The organism is Actinoplanes sp. NBRC 103695 (assembly GCF_030269485.1).
Classification (GTDB): Bacteria; Actinomycetota; Actinomycetes; order Mycobacteriales; family Micromonosporaceae; genus Actinoplanes.
In genome coordinates, this window is sequence record NZ_BSTL01000014.1 from 47,533 (window position 1) to 67,456 (window position 19,924).

The following is a 19,924-nucleotide window of genomic DNA, read 5'->3' on the forward strand; positions in this document are numbered from 1 at the left end:
GCCGAACGTCATGCCTGCGGCGAGCGCCGCGACCACGATCAGCACACCGGCGAGCACGTCCTGCGTCACCGCTGCTCACCGCCGGTCCATTCCCCGCCGGACGAGGCGCCGGACGGGGCGCCGGAGGATGCCTCGCTCTGCACCTGGCGCACGCCGGCCCGCAGAGGAACCAGGTGCAGCAGGCCCGCGGCCCGGCCGGTCGAGGTCCACACCATCGCCGACACGTCAGCCGGGTCGACCGGGTCGTGCTGATCGGGGTCGGTGAAGACGGCCCACGCCTGCCGCGGCGCGAACCTGATCGTCACCGCGCGCCGGTCCCGGCTCAGCATCGGCGCCTGATGGTCGGCGCAGAGCAGCTGGGCCGGCTGGTCGTGGCCGAACACCACCCCGCGCAGACCGCTGTGCCACCAGCTCAGCTGCTCGGCGTCCCGGCGTGACGGCCAGCCCGGGGGTGGCTCCTCGACGCCGTGCCGCCGCAGGTGACCCTCGTACTCGTCGAGCAGGTCGCCGGCGTGCCGTGCGGCCCGCTCGGGCAGCCCGTCCAGATCGCCGGCGCGCGCCTCCGCCCACCGTTCCGCGAGGCAGAGCTGCACCAGCCCGGAGAGGTCGGCCCGGATCGCCTCGGTCGCCGCGTTGCCGCCGGCCGGCATCACCGCACCGGCCTGCCGGCTCGGCACTCCGCCGGGCTCCTGCTGGGCCCGGGACAGGAAGGCCGCCCGGATCGCGTCCAGTGCGGACGCCGTGGTCCGGAACGTGTTCGAGGCCTGCCGCCGGGCGTCCATGACCGACCACTCGCCGGTGGTCTCGTTGTAAAGGGAGGTGAGGGCGTCGAGGGCGGGCCGCAGGCCACCGGGGGCGGGGCCGAGACTGCGCTCCCAGCGGCGCACGAGCCGCCGCCACCACAGGACCGGCGCCAGCACGGCCATCAGGAGACCGGCCGCGACCAGCGCCACCGCGGTCTCCTGGCCGGTGACGACCGGGTCCACGACGCTCGCGGCCAGGCCGATGCCGGCGAGCGCCGCAACCGCGAACACCGCGAACACGTCCCGCGCCGCTTCCGGCCGCGTCAGCCCGAGGTGCCGGCGCTTCCCGCGCACCAGGACGGCGCCGAGCACCACGATCACGAAGGCCGCCAGGCACGCGTACCGCCACGGTGGACCGGTCAGCGCGGGCAGCAGCGACGCCGTCGTCGTGAGCACCAGCACCGGCGGGCCGCCGAGACCACCGGCCATGCGCGGCGGCTCGGCGACCCCCTCGACCGCCCGGTCGAGCGCCGGGATCCGGGCGGCGCTGCCCATCGGGAGCAGGTTCGCGCCCCGGCCGTGCAGCACTTTGACGATCTGTTCCAGGCCGCAACCCTCGTCCAGGGACTGCTGCACGGTCCGGGTGACGTCCTCGACCGCCCGGGCGCCGCCGGTCTGGCCGGCCGGCAGGGTGATCCCCTCCGCCCGGAGCTCCGCCCGGCGCTGGTCGTCGCCGCGGTTGTCCAGCCGCCGGAAGAGGTCGGCGAGCACCGCGCGGTACTCCTTGACCCCGGCCGCGGCGGCCGCGGCCAGGTGCGGGACGTTCCCGCCCGCGCGCGGGGTGAACACCGACCACCAGCGCCCGGCCGCGGCCACGGTCGCGGGGACGGCGTCGACGGCGGCCTCCGCGGCGAGCATCCGGTCACGGACCCGTCCGCCGGCCGGCGCCCCGGTCGGACGGGCGTGGTCCCGGCCCGCCGGCCGTGCGTTCGCCGTGCCGTCGCCGGCGCCGCCGGTGGCGAGGGCGACCAGCGCGCGGCGCCGGGCCGCGGTCAGGGTCCGCTCGTCGAGCCGGTTCGAGCGGACCCGGACCGCCGGCGCGGTCACCGGCGTGTGCACGTTCTTGGCCTCGGCGACGACGCGCTGGAACACCTCCCGGGTCCGCAGCGCGTCGAGCAGGTCGAGCAGCGGCGCCGGATCGCCGGGTCCGGCCGGGGGCGGGATCCGCACCACCGAGTCGGGCCCGCGGTCCGGGCGCCACGCGATGCCTGCCGGGTCACCGGCCCACAGCACGGCGACGGACTCCCGGTTGAGCACCGACGGCAGCACGACCGCGGTCCGGGTCTCCGGGTCCGCCATCCCGACCGCGACGTAGACCACCTGCTTGACCGCGCTGGAGCTCAGCACGAAGGCGAACGCCTCGCCGTGCGCGGCCAGCGCCGCCGCGTCGTCGACCAGGACGAGGCAGCTCACGTCGATGCCGCCGGCCAGCTCGCCGGTCGGCACCAGCGCGGTGGCGTTCTCCCGGACGTAGTCGTTGAAGTGCGGGTACGAGAGCAGCCCGGCGTACTCGTGCCGGAGGTCGACGACCGGCACCGCGTTCGTGACCGGGGCCGTGACGTCCGCGCTCACCGCTCCGGCCCGCGGTTCTTCACGGTGATCTCCAGCGCGCGCAGCGAGTCGCCGTTCGGCGTCTCACCGAGGAACGTGCGGTCGCGGGCGGCGGTGAACGTCTTCTCCCAGAAGGTGATGAGCTGGTCGCAGCGGTTCCGGCTCCCGGCGGGCATCCGCTCGCGCATCTCGTGCAGGGTCTTCACCTGCCGCTCCGCCATGCTGTTCAGCTCCCAGTAGAGCGGATCGGGATCCGCGACGGTCGTGGAGAAGCCGCGCGGCAGGGTCTCCATCAGACCGGCACAGAAGTTCAGCCGGATCTCGCCGCCGTCGGTGAGCGTCCACATCTCGTACTGCCGCAGCAGGCTGCCCCACGACGACGCCTTGCCGAACGCGGTCAGGTCGAGCACCATCGCCTCGGCGTCCGGCCCGTCGCCGAGCGAGATCCGAATCCGGGACGGCGACTCGGCGCCGTCCGGGCAGGTCACCTGGCCGTTCCACACGGCACACAGCAGCCGCTGGAGGATCTCCTGGCGGTGCGTCTCGGTGGTGGCCAGCCAGTCCTGGTCGAACCCGAGCCGCTGCCGCCACGGGAGATAGGAGTCGTGCTTGGGCACGGACACCTCGCCGGCCCAGTCGAGCAGCACCTGCCGCAGCTCGGGCACCTCGGTGACGCCCATCCTGGTGCGGTGCCGGACGACCGTGATGGCCTCGGTCTCGCCGACCTGGAACTGGATCTCCTGGTCGCGCCGCCCGGTCAGCCGCAGCTGCGCGCTCAGCCACTTGTTGATCTCCTCGTCGGGCTGCGCCGCGGGGTAGACCACGAGCACCCGCAGCGGCCCGCTGCCCTCCGGCACGAAGCCCTCGGGGAGCATCCCGGCCATCGTCGCGACGAACTGCTGCACGTCGCTCTCGGCGACCGGCACGTCGTAGGTCCGCTTGGCCGCGGCCTTCAGCAGGTGCCTCATGTGCGGCATCAGCGGGGCGTCGTCCTGGTCGCCGCCGCGCAGAATCCGCACGACCTCCTGCTTCAGGTGCGCGAGGATCAGGCGTACGCCGTGCTCGGCGCCCCGCCCGGTCTGCGAGGCGGCGGCGAGCGCCTGCACCCAGCCCTCCTCCCCGAGCAGCGTGCTGACCACTTCTCCCTCGGTGGCGTTCTCCCGTCTGCCGCGCTTGGCCAGCCGCCGCAGCATCTCGGTGTAGGTGAGCTCCAGGTCGTTGCGCTGAGGCAGCAGGTAGGTGACGCCGACCCGGGCCCGGTAGAGCTCCTCGGCCCGCCGGTTGAACGCCTCCTCGCACTCGCGCTCGTGCTTGGACAGCTCCTCGACCAGGGACCGCAGGTGGCTGGCGAACCGGGTGAGCCGCTGCTGCCACACGTTGCGGTGGTCGTTCCAGGCGGCGTGCCAGACCCGCCGGGTGCGGTAGCGGAACCATTCGTCCTGCGCCCGTACCGTGTCACCGACCGCGGCCTCGGACACCTTGGCCTTCAGCAGACCGCCGAGCTTGTCCTGGATCTGCACGAGCTGCGGCGCGCGCGGGTCGGTCTCCCACTGCTTGACCGGCGGGGTCGGCGGAACCCGCCGGCCCTCGAGGACGCCGCGGACGCCCAGCTTGTCGATCTCCTCGCTGAGCGCCTGGTCGCCGAGGACGACCCGCTTGAGCCGGAACACGTCCGCGGAACGCAGCACCGTGCGGGCGCCGTCCATCGGCGCGAAGTCGCGGACCAGGTCGGGCATCGTCCGGATCACGTTCTGGTCCAGGGTCTGCAGGCTCTCGTTCATCCGGACGACGCGTTCCTTGAGCATGGCCCGGATCGCCGCGGCGCCCTTCGGTCCGGCGCCGCCGGCCGGGTCGTCGAACGGCGCGCCGCCGCGCTGCCACACCTGCCCGATGGACGACCCGTCGAAGAAGTCGCGGATCAGCTTGCGGTTGGACTCGGCCCGGCCCGGGGGCACGGCGATGAGCTCGCGTACGCCCCGGCCGAGCAACCGCCCCGCGAACATGTCGGCGAGGTCGTCGAACGGGACGGTGAGCGACCCGACCAGGCTGGTGGACACGCTCTTGCGCCCGATCCGGGTCGGCGACAGGCTCGACCGGTCGGTGACCTCGTTGATGAAACTGTCCGCGAACGACTGGGTGTCCCCGCCGGTCTTGCCCTGCTGCACCGACTCGGTCCCGACCAGCGACATGATCATCGCCACCACCGACCGGTGCAGGTCGTCGCGGTCGATGCCGGCCGCCTTGCTGAACAGGAAAGCCGTCTGCATCGAGCCCGGCTTCATCTTGATGTCCTTCTCCAGCGGGTACCGCACGTGCAGCCCGCGGGTCACCAGGTCGGCGCTGAGCTCGTTCTGCGACCGGTTGTCCTGGTTGATGTCGTCGATCAGGCGGAAGACGTCGAGCAGCGCCCGGCCGGCGTTCAGCGACGCCTTGATCCCGCCGCCGCGCCCGTCCTCGAACGCCGACGGCATCAGCACGAGCGGGTAGATCTTCGCGGTCAGGCCGGCCCGCTGGAACGCCGACGAGACGATGTGCAGGTAGTCGTAGAAGATGCCGGCGCCGGTGCCGCCCGCGACCGAGAAGGTCACGAAGACGTCGACCGAGTTCAGCGCGGCCCGCTGGTGCGGGTTGAGCACCCGCAGCTCCATCGCGGAGTTGGTGATGGCGCCGATGGCGTTGGTGATCGGGCGGCGGATCACCTCGACGCCGTTGGCGTTGGACACCGTCTCGAAGAGCGCCGCGCGCCCCACCGTGGGCAGCTGGCCGGCGCCGAGCTTGAGTGGTACGACCAGCGGCTCGTGCTCGCCCGGCGGCAGCCAGTCCCGCACGAAGTCGGGCGCCTTGATCCGCAGGTTCTTGGCCAGCGCCGGGTAGCTGTCGAACTCCGGCAGCAGGTCGTACGCGTAGTAGGCGGTCCTGGACGCGACCTCCGCGTACGCCTCGCTGGGCACCGAGCGCTGCTGCACCTGGGCGAGCTCGTCCTCGCTCAGGTCGGCGTAGACGAACTGGAGGCAGGACGGCAGCTGGAACGGGTGCAGCTCGTTCAGGTTGAAGGCGGGTCCGTGCAGCTTGAGCCCGTCCGGGCCGCAGAGCTCCTCACGCAGCCTGCGCTCGAGCTCGGCGCCGATCCGGCATCCCGTGCCGCCCAGACCGACGAACATCACCGGGTGGTAGAGGTGCATGTCAGTGTGGTTCCTTCCGCAGCTACAGGTCGTCGTCGTGGCGGGTGCCGGGGACTGGTTCGAAGTCGAAGGTGACGTCGTCCGGGTCGGTCTCGCGGACCGGCTCACGGTTCTTCGGCAGCTTGACCGCGCCGGCGCTGGTGGCGGTGATGGTCAGCCGCGGATGGTTCGGGAGCGGATGGGCCGCACCGTTGAGCAGCCGCAGGTCCTCCTCGGCCCCGCCGTCGGGCACGCGGAGCAGGAATCCGCCCGCCGGGGCCCGCTCGATGCGGTACGCCCGGCCGCCGGTGACCCGCCGGAGGGTGGGCGCGTCGCCGTTGTCCGGCACCACGACGTCGAACTCGAAGCGCGGCCCGGAGGGCGCGGTGAGCACCGGCTGGAGGGGCTGGTCGTCCTCGGCCAGGGCGATCCGCACGCCGTTCAGGCAGACGGTTTTCGCGCGGCGCGCCCGGACCGCCACGATCACCAGCACGACGGCGATGATCAGCAGGAGGGCGCCGAGAAGCCAGGGCCAGAGGCTCGGCGGTGGCAGCACCTCGAGGTCGACGACCGCGTTGGCGAGGACGGTGCCGGTGCCGGCGTCGACGAGCTGGACCACGCCGCCGACCCGGCCGGCCGGTGCGCCGTCGGCGATGCGTACGGCGAAATCGGTCTGCCCCGACCCCGGAGCGAGGACCGCGCCGGGAGCCGGCACCGTGACCACCTCGCGCCCCTGATCGGCCCAGACGACGCGCACCTTGCGGGCCTGGGCGGCCTCGTTGGTGGTCAGCAGCCGGCCTCGGATCTCGTCGCCGGCCCGGCCCTCGGCCGCGTCCAGCAGAACCTTCAGCCGCACCCCCTCACCGGGCACGCCCACCTCGAACGTGGTCTCCCGCTGGTCGCTGGTGACGCCCGGACCGGTCGCCCGGCCGACCACCCGGTAACGGCCGGCGGCGTCGGCGGGCAGGGTGAACCAGGCGCTGAAGTACGCGTCGCCCCGCTGGATGTCCGGCGCCACGCCGCCGTCGGCCAGGCTGATGTCGTCCTTCACCCCGGCCCCGGTCAGCGCCGCGGAGAAGGACATCCCCTTGAGCGCGGCCGGGTCGGTGATCCCGGCCGACCGGGTGTGCGGCCGCATGATCACCGCGAACCGTTCGCCCGGCCGGGGACTGGGCGGGTCCAGCACGAAGACGGTCCGCAGCACGCCCTGCCAGAGCGCGGTGGCGCTGACCATCCGCTTGGCGACGTCGTCGGGGGCCTTCAGCCGGATGCGCCAGGTGCCGGGCACCGGGTTGCGGATCCGCATCGACTCGACCATGCCGGTCGTGCCGGCCAGTTCGAACGTGGAGTCGTCCAGCTCACCGACCGCCGGCACCTCCCGGCCCTTCGGGTCGAGGTAGGTGACCTTGACCGTGGGGTCGCCCTTGACCACGTTGATGGCGCCGTCGGTGGCGATCACCGGCACCGTCACCTCGAGCTCGAGCGTCTCACCGCCGGGCAGCGACTCGGCCGGCGAACGGTTCTGAGCCAGGCACCGGGCCTTCACGAAGGCGTCCATCATGGAGGTCACGGCCGTGCTCGCGTCGGGCGCCGCCGACGCCGCCGGCGCGGCCTGCTGTCCCTGGCAGCCGGTCCGGCCACCGTTCGCGGCCAGGTAATCCAGCATCGAGCGGTCGATCTGGGCGCCGAATCCGATCGGCCAGATCTGCACGCCGGCCGCGCGGGCCTTGGGCAGGACCAGCTCGCGGATCTGATCCTCGGCGTACCGGTTCTGGGTCTCGGGGTCGCCCGCGAAGTTGGTATCGCCCGTCACGTCGAGCTTTCCGTCGGTGAGCAGCAGCAGCATCCGGGGCCGGCCGTCGTCAGCACCCTTGGTGAGGGCGCCGATGCCCTGGTTCAGCGCCGCCCCGAAATCGGTGTTGTCGCCCTTGCCCTTCGCGCGGCGGGTGATGGTCCGCTGGACGCATGCGCCGATCTCCTCGCGGTCCTGGGCGGCAGCGCCGGGATCCAGGGTGCAGAAGCGACGGCTGTCCACCGCGGACACGCCGCCGGTGTTGCTGCCGAAGCCGAACACCGTCACCTCGGACTTCGGCGACAACTCGCTCATCGCGACGCTCGCCGCGGCGATCCGCTCCTGTTCGACGTCCTCGGGCGTCAGGCTGCCCGACTCGTCGACGGCGATGACCAGGCGGATCGGCTGCACCTCGCCCTGCGCGCCGGGCGCCGCGACGGCCGGGCCGCCGCCCGCCGGGCCGAGGGCTGAGGCCGCCGCCACCGCGGCGGCCAGCGACGCCGCGACGGCACGGTGCCGCCGGCGACTGTTCGCGATCATGTGGGGGTCCTTTTCCGACACTGACTTCAAATGGGGTGATCAGATTAAGCCCCGCGTAAGAACCGTGCGCAGACCCTAACAGCAGGTAGCAGGCCACCCATTCGGCGACGACAGAGGGCCGTGCAGACATGCCGGAGACCACATTCCGGGCGGCGCGGAAATGGCCGCCGCCATCACGGAAAGTGGTTCCTGGCAGGGCAAACGTGATCACGTGTGACGGCGAACCGATATTGAGAGATTCTTTCAGTCACCCATAAGGATTCATCCTTACCGGGGACTTGCACGCCCCACGGGCACTATTTACCGGCCCGACGAATGCAACCGGAAGAGGGTCGGCCGTTCGATGGAAATAGTTGATCTACGACCGGCGCTAATCTTCCGCCACCGCAGTCACAGGAATGGCAGCATGGAGCACAACGCGATGACCGTACTTCTCGAGCTTTCCCCCGGCAGCGACCGGTTCGACCCCGAGAGCGAGGCCTGGGCCGGCCAGGAACAGGAGCTGTTCGACGACCTCCGCGCCAGCGTCGGCGAGGTGCGCCGCGCGCCGGCCGCCACGAGCAACGGCAAGGGCGCCCTGGAGGCCGTGCTGATCGCGCTGGCCAGTGCCGGCGCGTTCAACGGCGCCTTCGACTGCATGCGGGCCTGGCTCACCCGCGACCGGACCCGGCGGCTGGAGATCAGCTACGAACGCGACGGCCACGTCGAGAAGCTGACGATCACCGGCGACCGGATCGGCGGCGCCGAGTTCGACCAGCTCACCGCGTGGGCCGCACGGCAACTGGACGGCGGTTCGTGATCGACGGCCGATACCGGGCGGTGCTGGCCGCGAACTGGACCTTTCCCAAGGATCCGGTCGGCCTGGCCGACCTCAACGGCCCGCCGAACGACATCGCGGCGATGCGCCGGGTGCTGACCGGCGGCCTGTTCCGGGCGGCGGACGTCACCTGTGTCGAACAGGGCTTCGCGCACGACATCTGCGGCGCGGTCGAGGAAGCGCTGGCCGACGCGTCCCGGCTGGACGTGGTGCTGATCTACTACAGCGGCCACGGATTCACCGACGTCTCCCGCACGCTGCGGCTGTCCGGGCACGACTCGGTGCACGGCCGGATGGCCGGCTCGGTCGGCGCCGACGAGATCCGGCGGATGATCGACCGCACCGCCGCCGCCCAGGTGGTCGTGCTGCTGGACTGCTGCTACGCCGGGGCCTTCAAGGGCGGCGACCTGACCGGCGAGCTCGCCGGCAAGGGCGTCTTCATCCAGGCCGCCAGCCGGTCCACCCAGGTGGCGCCGGACTCGATGACGCCCGGGGGGATGAGCCCGTTCACCCGCCACCTGGTCCGCGGGCTGCAGGGCGAGGCGGCGCTCACCGGCACCGGCCACATCACCTTCGTCGACCTGTACCAGTACGTGCGGCGAAGAATGGCCGAGGAGGGACCGGCGCGGCCGCAGTGGAAGACCGACGGCGAAGGCAACCCGCTCCTCGCTCCCGCGCCGGTCGGCCCCCTGCCGCCGCCGATCTCGTGCGATGTCACGGCCGCGCCGCGCGGGGTGGCCGCGGTGCTCGAGGAGCACGCCGGCCGGGTGCCGGGGATGCTGGTCCCGCCGCCGCCTCGCCACCGCCTCGAGCGCCGGGTCCGCAGGGCCGCCGGGGTGAGTGACCGCGAGGCCACGCTGGCCCTGGTGGCGCTGGCCGGCGGGGCCGCCGCGCTGTTCACCGAACGCGCCCTCTACTGGCTGGTCCGCGACCGCGGGGACATCACCGCGCTGCCGATCAGCGGCTTCCCGGCACGCGCCTTCCGCGCGGTGACGGCAGCGGGCGGCCACGGCGCCACCCACGTCGACCTGGGCAACGGGATCCCGCACTACGCCGGGCCGGCCGCCGAGCCGATGACCCGCCTGCTGATCGACCTCGGTCAGTCCGCGACGTAATCGAGCTCGCTACACGATGTACTCGCTACACGATGTAGGAGTGGCCGCAACCCGTGCAGAACGACCCGCCGCCGTGGGGCGCACCGCAACCCGGGCAATCGCCGGTCGCGGGAACCGGCGCCGGGATCGCGGCGGCCCGGGTCAGCGCGTCGTCGATGACGGTCATGGCCTCGTCGTCCACCCGGGCCGACAGGACGATTCCCCACACCTGGGTGACGATCACCGGCCAGAAGATGAACATGATCACCGTCGGCAGGGCGAGCTGCCCGAACAGGCCGACCCCGGCCCGAGCGAGGACCCTGCCCGGCTCTGGTTCCAGGCGCACCTTGAGGTCGGTGCGGAGGCCGGCGACCGTACGGAGCACCCCGGACCGGGTGATGCCGACGTCCCAGCCGCCCGTCCCGGTCTGGGTGGCCGCGACCACGTAGTTCTTGGCCCGGAAATGCTGCATGATCCGGTCGACCACCGGCCGCAGGTCGGTGACGTCCGTCCAGATCCGCCGCTCGCTCGTGAAGACACCCACGTCAGCTCACCCGCTCCAACGCCGGCGGGGTCTGCGCCGTCCCGCAGGTCTGGCAGTGCCGCCACCCGATGTCGACCCGATGGCCGCAGGCGCCGCACCGAGACGCGGCCCGGACCTGCGCACCCAGGGCGGCGAGACGATCGAAGCCGGGCGTGGCCGACCATGCCTGGATCTCGCGGGTCCGCACCGCCAGCAGCGGATGGGTGGACGACTGCCCGATCTGCCACTGGAGGAACCGGTCCCACCGCGACTCCCGCAACGCCTCGTACTCCAGCGCCTGCGCGCTGAACTGGGCAACGTCGTGGGTGAACCGCGAGCCGTGCTTGATCCCGGCGAATCGGAACATCAGCCGGGTGACCACCTCCGGGTCGCCCAGGTAGGCGGCCGCGGCCCGGTCCGCCGACAGTTCACTCTTGCGGCTCCACGTGCTCAGGGCGACCCGCACCGGCCCCGAGGCGAGACTCAGCAGCGTCGAGGCGATCGGAATGTTCGCCTGGGCGCCCAGCCGGGCCGCGAGCTCGATCACCTGCGCGATCGAGTGATAAAGCATGTGCTCGCACAGAATGTGTCCGCACTCGTGCGCCAGTACGGCCTCGATCTCGTCCAGCGAAAGGTGGTCGAGCAATTCGCTGTAGAGCGTGATGGACGTCCGGGTGTGACCGATCGTGAATGCGTTCACCGGCCCCATCGCCAGGAACAGCTCCGGTTCGGCGATGCCGAACGCCTCGCAGATCGGCGGGAGCAGACGGTAGATCTCCGGCAGCTGCCTCGGGCCCAGCCGCAGGTTCTCGGCCAGTTGCGAGCTGCGGATGAGCCTTTCGCTGTAGGCCTTGTGATAGGCCTTCACCGCCGACTGCAGACCCGACATGGTTTCGAGGTGCCGCCGGGCCGCCTCGTCGATCGGGTGCAGGACGTCGCTCGCCGTGAATACGGACATTGTTCCGCCAAGAGGAAATGGGTGATCGGACGCAGTCACGGTACGCGCGCAATTCATGATCAGGTCGCGCGACGACCACTTCCGGGCGATGGCCGAACGGGTAGAGAAAACGGCGCGATTCGCCTCAGCCGGCCGTAGTCCGATAGGCGGCGAACGTCAGTCTCTTTCGCAGAACGAAGCCGATCGACTCGTAGAGCCGGATCGCGGTCAGGTTCCGGGCGGAGGCGTGCAGGAACGGCGTCTCACCCCGCTCCCGGATGCCGGCGGCCACCGCCCGGACCAGGCGCGTGCCGTAGCCCCGGCCGCGGAAGGCGGGATCGGTGCACACCGCGCTGATCTCGGTCCAGCCCGGCGGGTGCAACCGTTCACCGGCCATCGCCACGAGCCGGCCCGCGCTGCGCAGGCCGAGGTAGGTGCCCATCTCGACGGTCCGCTGCCGGAACGGCCCGGGCTGGGTACGCCGGACCAGGTCCAGCATCTCCGGCACGTCGGCGGCGCCCAGCGGGACCGCGTCCGGGTCGGGTTCGGCGCGTACGGCTACGTCGATCATCTGCACGCCGGCGATGGCCGGGCCGCGCTCCCAGCCACGGTGGTCCGTCTCGCCCACGCCGGCCAGGGTGATTTCGGCGCCCGGCCCGACCAGCGCCGCCAGGTCCGTCCACGCGTCCGGGTCACGGGCGTCGGCCAGGGCGTGCCACGGCGCAACGTCGGTCTGATAGCGCGCGGCCTGTCCGCGTACCTCTGCGAACCTGGCGTGGGGACCGCTCAGCGCGGCCCAGGCGGGGTTGTCGAGCACGTCACGGCCGACGGTTTTCGCGCTCACCGGCGTCACTTCCCGTCGATCGGCAGGCCGGGCGGGTTGATCTCGCTGGCGGTGACGGCCTCGTTGGCGAGGTTCCAGCGGGCCAGGATCTTCGCGTAGTCGCCCGACCTGATCAACTCGTCCAGCGCCGCCGCCAGCGCCTTGACCAGCCCGCTGTCCTTCTTCGTGGTGAACGCGATCTTGCCCTGCAACGCCGAGCCCGCACCGGAGTAGGTCCCGACGATCTCGGACTCGCCGGCCACCGCCACGTGGTAGGCGACGGTCGGGTTCGGCCCGAGGTACGCGTCGATCTGCCCCGACCCGAGCGCCAGATAGGTGGCCTGGTTGGTCTGGTAGTACTTGATGTCGACCGGCTTCAGGCCCTCCTTCCCGGCCTGCTTGCTCCACTCGACCAGGATCTTCTCCTGGTTGGTGCCGGAGCTCACCGCGATCCGCTTGCCCGCCACGTCGGCCGGCCCGCCCACCTTGAGGCCGCTGCCCTTCTTCGCCTCGAACGCCAGGTTGTCCAGCCGGTACGTGGCGAAGTCGTACTTCTGCTTGCGGAGCTCGGTGACCGTGATGTTGGACGCGCCGACGTCGTACTCGGCACTGTCCAGCCCGATGAACAGGTTCTCCCACGAGCTGTTCTCCAGCTCCGGCGTCAGCCCGAGGACACCCGCGACCGCGAAGGCCAGGTCGGGTTCGCTGCCGATCAGCGTCTTGTTGTCGGTGGCGGTGAAGGCCAGCGGCGGCGATCCCGAGCCGGCCGCGCCCAGCCCGACCTTCAGCGTCCCCGCGGCGCGGACCTTCTCCGGCACGAGCGCCGCGATCGCGTCCACCTTCGCCGGGATGATGCGCTGCTGGTCCGGCCCGATGTTGATCGTATTCGCGGCGGCCACTTTGCTTTCCTCGGGCGCGGCGCAGGCGGCGAGTCCAGCGAGGACGACGGCGGCGAGCAGGGCTGAGCGGAGTCGCATGGGTTCTCCCCGATGTCAGGCAAGGACTTTTGACAAAAATGCTTGGGTACGCTCGTGAGCAGGCGAATCGAGGACCGAGGCGGGTGGCCCCTGCTCGACGATCCGTCCGTCGTCCATGAAGACGACGGTGTCGGCGACCTCCCGCGCGAAGCCGATCTCATGCGTCACGACGATCATGGTGGTGCCGCTCCGGGCCAGCCCCCGCATCACGTCGAGCACCTCGCCGACCAGCTCCGGGTCGAGCGCCGACGTCGGCTCGTCGAAGAGCACCAGCTTGGGTTTCAGCGCGAGCGCCCGGGCGATGGCGACGCGCTGCTGCTGCCCGCCCGAAAGCTGCCGCGGGTACGCGCCGGCCCGGCCGGCGAGACCCACCCGTTCCAGGAGAGCCGACGCCTCGGCGTGCACCTCGTCCCGCGGCCTCCGTTGCGCGGAGATCGGCGCCTCGACGATGTTCTCCAGCGCGGTCAGATGCGGGAACAGATGGAAGTTCTGGAACACGAACCCGATGCCGGCGCGCTGCCGCAGCACATGCCGCTCGGACAGCTCGTGCAGCCGGCCACCGGCCCGCCGGTAGCCGATGAGCTCGCCGTCGACGCTGACCCGCCCGCGGTCGACCTTCTCCAGGTGGTTGACGCACCGCAGCAGGGTGGACTTGCCGGACCCCGAAGGCCCGAGCACCACGGTGACGGTCCCCGCCCGCACACTCAGATCGATGCCGTTGAGCACCTCGAGCGTCCCGAACGACTTATGCACCCCCACGACCTCGACCATCGCCGCGCTCATCGGATCGCATCCCGGTCCAGCGCCGCCCCGGGTCGCCCGCCCCGTCCCAGCGCCGCCCGGTCCCGTCCCAGCGCCAACCGGCTCCGTCCCAGCGCCGCCCGGAGTCGCTGCAGAGGCGTCGGCGGCAGCGTCCGCAGCGCACCCCGGGCGAAGTGCCGCTCCACGTAGAACTGAAGAACCGACAGCAGAGCGGTCAGAATCACGTACCAGACGGTGGCGACCATCAGCAGAGGAACCACGCGCCCGTTGCGCCCGTAGACGACCTGCACCTGATAAAACAGCTCACCGATCGCCAGCACGTACACGACGGATGTGCTCTTCAACAGGTTGACCAGCTCGTTGGCCGCACTGGGCAGGATCGCCCGCATGGCCTGCGGCAGCAGAATCCGCCGGAACTGCCGCCCCCGCGGAATCCCCAACGCGGCGGCCGCCTCGAGCTGCCCTTGATCAACCGAGATGATCCCCGCCCGGACGATCTCGGCGGCATAGGCGGCCTCATGCAAGGCCAACCCGAGCAGGGCAGCCCCCATCGAGCTGACCAGCCCCGACGTCTCCACCGAGAAGAACCCGGGCCCGAACGGCACCCCGACTTGCAACCGGTCGTAGAGATAGCCGAGGTTCGCCCAGAACAGCAACTGAACGATCAACGGCACCGACCGGAACACCCAGATGTACGTCCAGGAAACGGCGAGCAGTACCGGATTACGCGACAGCCGCATCGCGGCCAGCACCACCCCGCCGAGAAACCCGAGCACGGCCCCCGCAACGGTCAGCTGCAACGTGACCAGCAACGCCCGCATGACGGAACGCTCGAAGAAGTACCCGCCGAACGTCCCCCAGTCCCACCCCGCATTGGTGGCAAGCCCATGAACGAACTGCGCCACCAGAACCAACACGGCCACTGTCCCGACCCACCGCCACGGATGCCGCGCCGCAACCACAACCGGCTCATCATCAGCATCAGCCGCCCGACCCCTGCGCGGCGAGGTCAACAGGCTCACAACAAGGACGCTAGATTCACCACCCGATAACGCTCAAGTCCTATCGGCTAGATATGCAATACCAACTTGTTTCAGCCCGCCCCGCACCCGTTCCAAGCTCGCGCGGGCCGCCGTTCACCGCGGGGCCGGGCTCACCGCCCGCGCCCGTTTCAACTGGCCCGCGCCCGTCTCAAGCCCGCGCGTGGGCCGCCATTCACCCCGAGCCGAGCCCACCGCCCCCGCCCGCACCCGGGCCGACGCGGACTACAACGAGCGCGAGCGTGGCCACGCTCGCCGCCCGCGCCCGCCTCAACCGGCCCGCGCCCGCCTCAACCGGCCCACGCCTGGCTCAACCGGCCCGCGCCCGCCTCAACCGGCCCGCGCCCGCCTCAACCGGCCCGCGCCCGCCTCAACCGGCCCACGCCTGGCTCAACCGGCCCGCGCCGAGAGGGTCAGCGGAGGGTCCGGTAGGAGGAACTCGTCACGCCGGCGGTGTGGGTGGCGCGGACCTCGATCAGCTCGCCCAGGATGGTTGCCCGGTCGAAGACCACCGGCGTGTCGTCGCCGCCGAAGCTGACCCGGTCGCTGTGCAGCACCGGCGCCCCGGCCGGGCGGTTCAGCAGCGCCGACAGTCCCTCCTCGAGCAGAGCCGGCGAGAGCCGCTCCTCGGCGCGCACCACCGTCGTGCCGGTCGAGGCGAGCGCGTCGTACAGCGAGGTCGCCGCCAGGTCCGCGCCCGCCATGCGTCCCGCGTACTCCCCCGGGATCCAGGACGTCTGGTGGATCGCAGGAGTGGTCCCGAGCCGACGCAACCGCTCGATACGCAGCCCCGGCGCACCGGCGGCCAGCCCGAGCCGCTCGGCCACCCAGCCCGGCAGCGGACCCTCCTCGCGCGCCAAGACGACGGTGTCCACCGTGTGCCCCTGCGCACGCAGATCGTCGGAGAGACTGCGTAACGGACCCATCGTGTGCGCCGCCTTGGGCCCGGAGACAAAGGTCCCGCGGCCCGGCTCCTGAGTAACCAGACCCTGGTCGGCAAGCAGCCCCAAAGCCTGACGCAGAGTCATGAGCGTGACCCCGTAGGACGCGCTCAGCTCCCGTTGCGCCGGCAGCGCCTGCCCGGCCCGGTACTCCCCGATCGCAATACGGTGCTGAAGGTCCGCCGCAATGGTGGCGTACTTCGGCTCGCGCCGTTCGCCGTCCCTCACCACCACTAGCCGCTCCGTCAATAATCCAGGCCGTCCGACACCGGCGTTCCGGCATCCCACCCTGCCAGCGCCGACAACCCAGCGTCCCGGCAAGTCTGCCAGTCCAGTCCTCGGCGCCGGCGTCCCGGCGAACCCTGTCCACCGCCGGCGTCCCGGCAAGGCCGCCCGCCCAAGCCAGCGTCCCGGCGCGACCGTCGACCGCCCAGCGCCGGCTCGCCGAAGCCATCACCTGGGCCGCCAGCGCGCCGGCTGGCACCGCTACGACATTCTGGCGCCCCGGCGACCCTGTTGCTCGTCCAGGCCAGCCGACCCCGCCACCATCGAACGGCACAGCGCCTTGCCACTCGGCGAACCCGTCAGGCATCGAGACCGTCCAGCCCCGGCATCCGGCGACGCCGTCAGGCATCGACGCCGTCCAGCCCCGGCATCCGGCGACGCCGTCAGGCATCGAGACCGTCCAGCGCCGCGCGCATCCCGGTGAGGCTCACCCCGACATCGCCTGGTGAGGAGCCGTCCAGCACCTGCTGCATCAAGGTCGAGCCCACGATAACACCGTCGGCCTCGACCACCGCGGCACGCGCGGTCGCCGGCGAGGACACGCCGAATCCGAGGAGCACCGGCAGATCGGTGACCGCCTTCACGGACCGCGCCAGCTCCCCCGCCGACGCCGGCAGGGCCGCCCGCGCGCCGGTGGTGCCCATCAGGCTGACCGCGTAGACGTAGCCGCCACTGCGCCCGGCGATCTCCCGCCGTCGCTCCCGAGTGGTCGCCGGCGACACGAGCAGCACAAGGTCGAGCCCGGTCGCCGCGGCCAGCAGTTCGTCGGCCTCGTCGACCGGCACATCCGGCACGATCAGCCCGGAGAAGCCGGCGTCCCGAAGCGCCGCGCAGAACCACTCGGCGCCTCGCCGGAAGACCAGGTTCGCGTACGTCATCGCGACCACCGGCACCGGAAGGCTGAGCCGGGAGACGTCGGTGAGGATGCTGTCGATGGTGGCGCCGCGGGCCAGAGCCGCGTCCGAGGCGCGCTGGATGGCGGGACCGTCGAGCATCGGGTCGGAGAACGGCAACCCGACCTCCAGGACGTCGGCGCCGGCGTCGGCCGCGGCGTGCAGATAGTCGGTCCAGTCGCCGGCCAGCCCGCCGGTCACGTACGGAACGAGCAGCTTGCGGCCCGAGTCCCGGACCCGGCGCGTGTGTGTCTCCAGGACGTTCATGCCAGCTCCATCAGGGTCGCCATGTCCTTGTCGCCACGGCCGGACAGGGTCAGCAACACCGTCGCGCCGGCCGGCACCTCGCCGGATGCGGCGGCGTTGATCAGCCACGCGACGGCGTGCGCGGACTCGAGGGCGCAGATGATCCCCTCGGTGCGGGCGAGCCGATGCACGGCCGCCACGACGTCGGTGTCGCCCACCGTCACGTAACGCGCCTGGCCGGTGCTTGCGAAGTGGGCGTGCTCCGGGCCCACGCCGGGGTAGTCCAGCCCCGGAGCGATCGAGTGCGCCTCCGCGATCTGACCGTCGGCGTCCTGCAGCACTCGCGTCCGGAATCCGTGCAGGATGCCGTCCGAGCCGGCTGTCACCGCCGCGCCGCCCTCCGCCTCGACGCCGATCAGCCGAGCCGACGTGTCGAGAAAGCCCGCGAACGTGCCGGCGGCGTTGGAGCCGCCACCGACGCAGGCGACGACGTAGTCCGGGACGGCCGTGACCTGACTGCGCGCCTCGTCGCCGATCACCCGCTGGAACTCGCGCACCATCCACGGGTAGGGATGCGGGCCCATGACCGAGCCCAGACAGTAGTGGCTGTCGTCGACGGCCGTGACCCAGTGCCGCAGCGCCTCGGTGCACGCGTCCTTCAGGGTCCGGCTGCCGGTGCTCACCGGGATCACCTCGGCGCCCAGCGTCCGCATGCGGAACACGTTGAGCTGCTGCCGCTCGATGTCCCGCTCACCCATGAACACCGTCGTCGCCATGCCGAGCAGCGCGCCCGCGGTGGCGGTGGCCACGCCGTGCGAACCGGCGCCGGTCTCCGCGATCAACCGGGCCTTGCCCATCCGCTGTGCGAGCAGCGCCTGACCCAGCACGTTGTTGATCTTGTGAGACCCGGTGTGCGCCAGATCCTCGCGCTTGAGCAGGAGGGTGACGCCCAGCTCCGCCGAGAGACGCAGGGCGGGCGTCAGTGGCGTGGGGCGCCCGGCGTAGACGCTCAGGATCTCGGCGAGCCGGTCGCGGAAGACCGGGTCGTGCCATGCCTCGGTGAAGGCCCGCTCGACGTCCTCGCAGGCCGGAATCAGCGACTCGGGAACGAACCGGCCGCCGTAGATCCCGAAGCGGCTTCGCTCGACAGTTCTAGAACTCATGCGGTAAGTTGTAGCACAGCGAAGGCGGGAGTTCTAGAACGGGAAAGAGAGGGGGAAGAGAGGTATGGTCGGCGGCGTGGGGCTACTGACGGGGTTTCCGGACGGGTTCGAGGTCGGCGTTTCAACGGCCGCGTACCAGATCGAGGGCGCGATCGCCGAGGACGGCCGCGGGCCGTCGGTGTGGGACACGTTCTCGCACACGCCCGGGCGCATCAAGAACGGCGACACCGGCGACGTGGCCTGCGATCACTATCACCGGTGGCCCGAGGATGTCGCGTTGATGGCTGATCTGGGCGTCGACGCCTACCGCTTCTCGATCGCCTGGCCGCGCGTTCAACCGACCGGCAGCGGCGCGCTCAACCGGCCCGGGCTCGACTTCTACGATCGGCTGGTCGACGCGCTGCTGGAGCGGGGCATCGCCGCGCTGCCGACGCTCTTCCACTGGGACCTGCCGCAGGCGCTCGAGGACCAGGGCGGGTGGCTGAGCCGGTCGACCGCGGAGCGCTTCGCGGAGTACGCGGGACACGTCGCCGACCGCCTCGGCGACCGTGTCCATCGCTGGATCACGCTGAACGAACCGGTCGTGCACATGGCCGACGGTTACGCGTTCGGCGGCGGCGCACCCGGGCAGGCGTTGATGTTCGGGGCGCTGCCCGTGGCACATCACCAGCTGCTCGGCCACGGGCTGGCGGTCCGGGCGTTGCGGGAGCGCGGCGCCACCCAGGTGATGATCACGAACAACTGCTCGCCGGTGCAACCGGCCAGTGACGACGAGGCCGATGTGGCCGCGGCGACGCTCTACGACAACTTCCACAACCGGCTCTTCAACGACCCGATTCTGCTGGGCGCCTACCCGGAGTTCCTCGAGAGCCTGCTGGGTGACGTGATCCGCGACGGCGACCTGGCGATCATCAGCACTCCGGTGGACGCGCTGGGCATCAACTACTACAACCCGATGAGGATCGCCGCGAGCGACTCCGACCTGCCGTTCGAGCAGCGGCCGATCGAGGGCGTGCCGACGACCGCGTTCGGCTGGCCTGTGGTCCCGGACGGACTGCGTGATCTGCTGGTCGGCCTGCGGGAGACCTACGGGTCCGCGCTCCCGCCGATCTACATCACCGAGAACGGCTGCTCCACCGATGACGGGATCGGCGACTCGTTCCGGGTCGACTACCTCGGCGGGCATCTGGGCGCCCTGCGCCAGGCCATCGAGGCCGGGGTGGACGTGCGCGGTTACTACATCTGGTCGCTGATGGACAACTTCGAGTGGGCCGAGGGCTACCACCAGCGCTTCGGCCTGGTGCACGTCGATTTCGAGACGCTGGAGCGCACACCCAGGGACTCCTACCGCTGGCTGCAGACGGCCCTCCAAGAGCGCAAGAGCTAGGCAACAGCCGGAGGCGGACGGTCAGCGCGCCAGCCAGCGCGGGCAAAGGCGTGCGGCTTGCGGGCGGCCCGGGCGGACAGCGGGCGCGATTTGGTGGCCGGCCCGGGCGGCCGACGCGAGTGACCGGCGCGGCCAACAAGCGCGGGCAGGCCAGCGCACGACGTGGGGCGGACGGCCCGCCGGCGGGCG

Annotated in this window: 15 protein-coding genes; 3 read left to right on the top strand and 12 right to left on the bottom strand. The window is 71.6% G+C overall.

Annotated elements, in window-relative coordinates; genetic code table 11:
- Positions 1-65: 65 nt before the first annotated feature.
- The 3 genes from QSK31_RS25210 to QSK31_RS25220 are packed head-to-tail and all read right to left on the bottom strand — an operon-like array spanning position 66 to position 7,847.
- Positions 66-2,375, bottom strand: a complete 2,310-nt coding sequence (locus tag QSK31_RS25210) for a hypothetical protein (protein ID WP_285686782.1) — start codon at positions 2,373-2,375, stop codon at positions 66-68.
- Positions 2,372-5,536: a tubulin-like doman-containing protein gene (locus QSK31_RS25215; protein ID WP_285686783.1), complete on the bottom strand. Its 3,165-nt coding sequence runs from the start codon at positions 5,534-5,536 to the stop codon at positions 2,372-2,374. Before QSK31_RS25215 ends, QSK31_RS25210 begins: the two co-directional genes overlap by 4 nt.
- Positions 5,537-5,558: 22 nt before the next feature.
- A complete protein-coding gene (locus tag QSK31_RS25220; RefSeq protein WP_285686784.1) occupies positions 5,559-7,847 on the bottom strand; it encodes a VWA domain-containing protein in 2,289 nt (762 codons plus the stop codon).
- Positions 7,848-8,268: 421 nt separating this feature from the next.
- Between QSK31_RS25220 and QSK31_RS25225 the strand changes: the two genes are divergently transcribed.
- Both QSK31_RS25225 and QSK31_RS25230 read left to right on the top strand, forming a co-directional pair.
- Positions 8,269-8,646 (top strand): effector-associated constant component EACC1, encoded by a 378-nt coding sequence (locus tag QSK31_RS25225; RefSeq protein WP_285686785.1) that lies wholly within the window; start codon positions 8,269-8,271, stop codon positions 8,644-8,646.
- A complete protein-coding gene (locus QSK31_RS25230; protein ID WP_285686786.1) occupies positions 8,643-9,779 on the top strand; it encodes a caspase family protein in 1,137 nt (378 codons plus the stop codon). The genes QSK31_RS25225 and QSK31_RS25230 overlap by 4 nt, the downstream gene beginning before the upstream one ends.
- A 25-nt stretch (positions 9,780-9,804) precedes the next feature.
- On the opposite strand, the gene QSK31_RS25235 is transcribed toward QSK31_RS25230, so the two are convergent.
- From QSK31_RS25235 to trpB, 9 genes are all read right to left on the bottom strand, one after another.
- A complete protein-coding gene (locus QSK31_RS25235; protein ID WP_285686787.1) occupies positions 9,805-10,302 on the bottom strand; it encodes a hypothetical protein in 498 nt (165 codons plus the stop codon).
- Between the two features lies 1 nt (position 10,303).
- Positions 10,304-11,239: a M48 family metalloprotease gene (locus QSK31_RS25240; RefSeq protein WP_285686788.1), complete on the bottom strand. Its 936-nt coding sequence runs from the start codon at positions 11,237-11,239 to the stop codon at positions 10,304-10,306.
- A 124-nt stretch (positions 11,240-11,363) separates the two neighbouring features.
- Positions 11,364-12,062 (bottom strand): GNAT family N-acetyltransferase, encoded by a 699-nt coding sequence (locus QSK31_RS25245; protein WP_285686789.1) that lies wholly within the window; start codon positions 12,060-12,062, stop codon positions 11,364-11,366.
- A 5-nt stretch (positions 12,063-12,067) separates the two neighbouring features.
- Entirely contained in the window at positions 12,068-13,018 is a 951-nt protein-coding gene (locus tag QSK31_RS25250; protein ID WP_285686790.1) for an ABC transporter substrate-binding protein, read from the bottom strand.
- Positions 13,019-13,033: 15 nt separating this feature from the next.
- Positions 13,034-13,801, bottom strand: coding sequence for an amino acid ABC transporter ATP-binding protein (locus QSK31_RS25255; protein WP_285686791.1), 768 nt, complete (start codon positions 13,799-13,801; stop codon positions 13,034-13,036).
- Positions 13,798-14,802: an amino acid ABC transporter permease gene (locus tag QSK31_RS25260; RefSeq protein WP_285686792.1), complete on the bottom strand. Its 1,005-nt coding sequence runs from the start codon at positions 14,800-14,802 to the stop codon at positions 13,798-13,800. Before QSK31_RS25260 ends, QSK31_RS25255 begins: the two co-directional genes overlap by 4 nt.
- A gap of 431 nt (positions 14,803-15,233) precedes the next feature.
- Positions 15,234-15,995 carry a GntR family transcriptional regulator gene (locus QSK31_RS25265; protein ID WP_285686793.1) on the bottom strand — a complete coding sequence of 254 codons (762 nt, stop codon included), beginning with the start codon at positions 15,993-15,995 and terminating at the stop codon, positions 15,234-15,236.
- 434 nt (positions 15,996-16,429) lie between these two features.
- On the bottom strand, positions 16,430-17,206 hold the full coding sequence (gene trpA / locus QSK31_RS25270; protein ID WP_285686794.1) for a tryptophan synthase subunit alpha: 777 nt from the start codon (positions 17,204-17,206) through the stop codon (positions 16,430-16,432).
- Positions 17,203-18,348, bottom strand: coding sequence for a tryptophan synthase subunit beta (gene trpB / locus QSK31_RS25275; protein ID WP_285686795.1), 1,146 nt, complete (start codon positions 18,346-18,348; stop codon positions 17,203-17,205). The genes trpA and trpB overlap by 4 nt, the downstream gene beginning before the upstream one ends.
- A gap of 85 nt (positions 18,349-18,433) precedes the next feature.
- On the opposite strand from trpB, the gene QSK31_RS25280 reads away from it, so the two are divergent.
- A complete protein-coding gene (locus QSK31_RS25280; protein WP_285687011.1) occupies positions 18,434-19,735 on the top strand; it encodes a GH1 family beta-glucosidase in 1,302 nt (433 codons plus the stop codon).
- The last annotated feature ends 189 nt before the right edge of the window (positions 19,736-19,924 follow it).